Consider the following 1,076-nt stretch of genomic DNA (forward strand, 5'->3'; position numbering starts at 1 on the left):
TACGGCGGCGGGGGCACGTGCCCCGGGCCGCCGGTGCTGATCCGTTCGGTCGGCCGCTCGGTGGGGGGCTGGCCGAAGGGCCCCTGGTTGGAGGGACGGGCCCACTTCGACGGGTCCGGGTTCGGTGGTCCTTGTGGGTTCGTCACCCGACCGATTCTGCCCTATCAACCTGAGCAAAGTCCGAGCGGTTGTGCAGGACCGCGATGCTCTTGCGGGCCTCGGCGACCCGGTCGACGTCGATGTCGGCCACCACCAGCTGCGGTTGCGAGCCGGCCGAGGCGACGACGTCACCGAAGGGGGAGACCACCAGGCTGCCGCCGACGCCGGTCGGTGCCCCCGAACCGGATCCGTGGGCGTCACCGGGGTCGGCCTGGCCGGCCGCCGCGACGTAGCTCATCGAATCGAGCGCGCGGGCGCGGGCCAGCAGCGTCCACTGGTCGAGTTTGCCGGGACCCGCGCCCCAGGACGCGCCGACGGCGATCACCTGGGCGCCGCGGCGGGCCAGTTCGGTGTACAGCGCCGGAAACCGAATGTCGTAGCAGACGGTCAGCCCGACGAGGATGCCGTCGACCGTGATCACCACCGGGTCGTGTCCCGGCGCGACCGTGCGCGATTCGGTGAAACCGAAGGCGTCGTAGAGGTGGATCTTGTCGTAGTGGGTGTCCGGCCGGCCGGGGTCGTCGGCGCCGGCCGCGAGGAGCGTGTTCTTCACCCGCCCATCGCCGGACGGGGTGAACATGCCGGCGACGACGGCGATGCCGGTGTCGGCCGCGATGCGCCGCACCCCGTCGGCCCAGGGCCCGTCGACCGGCTCGGCGACCGGCCCCAGCGGCACTCCGAACCGGCACATGGTCGCCTCGGGGAACACCACCAGCTTCGCGCCCGCGTCGGCGGCCCGGCGGCTGTATTCGTCCACCAGCTGCAGGTTTGCTGCCGGGTCGGTGCCGCTGAGGATCTGCGCCAAGGCGATTCGCATGAGCGCCAGCTTAGGCCCGGCGACGACGCGCGCCGCTACGGCGGCGGGCGGAGGAACTGGGCAATGCAGCTTAGGCCCGGCGACGACGCGCGCCGCTACG

General features: G+C 72.7%; 1 protein-coding gene. It reads right to left on the reverse strand.

What is annotated here, in order from left to right:
- Window positions 1-142: 142 nt before the first annotated feature.
- Window positions 143-976, reverse strand: coding sequence for a carbon-nitrogen hydrolase family protein (locus A5659_RS24485; protein ID WP_067184852.1), 834 nt, complete (start codon window positions 974-976; stop codon window positions 143-145).
- Window positions 977-1,076: the final 100 nt, after the last annotated feature.

Origin of the sequence: Mycobacterium sp. 1165196.3 (assembly GCF_001673415.1) — a bacterium.
Taxonomy (GTDB): Bacteria; Actinomycetota; Actinomycetes; order Mycobacteriales; family Mycobacteriaceae; genus Mycobacterium; species Mycobacterium europaeum_A.